This window comes from Cellulophaga sp. BC115SP (assembly GCF_009905545.1).
GTDB classification, from domain to species: Bacteria; Bacteroidota; Bacteroidia; order Cytophagales; family Spirosomataceae; genus Flectobacillus; species Flectobacillus rivi.
On record NZ_JAAALB010000177.1, the window covers coordinates 1 to 758 of the forward strand.

At 43.3% G+C, this 758-nt stretch carries 1 protein-coding gene; it reads right to left on the reverse strand.

The genetic code is table 11. The annotated features are described in order from the left end of the window. Positions 1-758: hypothetical protein (locus tag GVN22_RS28600; RefSeq protein ID WP_205691073.1), on the reverse strand; the 758-nt coding region annotated here is incomplete at both ends.

Sequence of the window (758 nt, forward strand, 5' to 3'; positions counted from 1 at the left end):
TACTAAACCATCTAGGTTAATATCTGGTCGTAAGTAACCTGTCACCATGTAGTTATTCAAGCCTTCGGTATTACCTGCATCTGTCAACACAACACTGCCGATAAAGGTACGGTCGTTGTTTGGTCCTTGGTAAATCACAAATCTGTCTGGACTAGCATTACCGCCCCATAGTGCTCGAACACTACCTAGGTCTACCGTTGGATAAGCGGTGTATTCTGGATCTGTTGTTGCCTTTTTGTACAAGCTCAAACTTGGACTTGTAAAATCAACTAAGGCTGAACAGCTTGAGGTCAATGCTATCGCATTCGCAGTCATCGCTCCCAAGTGATTACGGTGACGAACTGTCACATAGTAGCTCTCTGGAATGGCCCCTACAAAACTCAAGCAACTTACTCCATCTACATCTACAATATCGCCATCGCGTTGTACTAAACCTGAACGACTATACAAGATCGTACTTGGGTTATTCTTATCGCGTAACTCTACTGATACCCAGTCAATAATCGCATTGTTACCTGTTACCGACAATACCGATGTGGTAGTGGCTTCTTCAGCTCCAATGTGAGGAATATCTGTGTAAGAGCCTTTACCGTAAGGTTGTACTAATGGAATCAAGCCTTGGCTACGTAAGCCATCTAACATCAATCCTACACTTGTATCATAAGCGCCACGTAAGAACATTTTTGCTGTCAATTTCACTACTGATTGACCAACCGATACGCTCGTATTGTTTGATTGTGCGGCACTTGTTCCGTTAA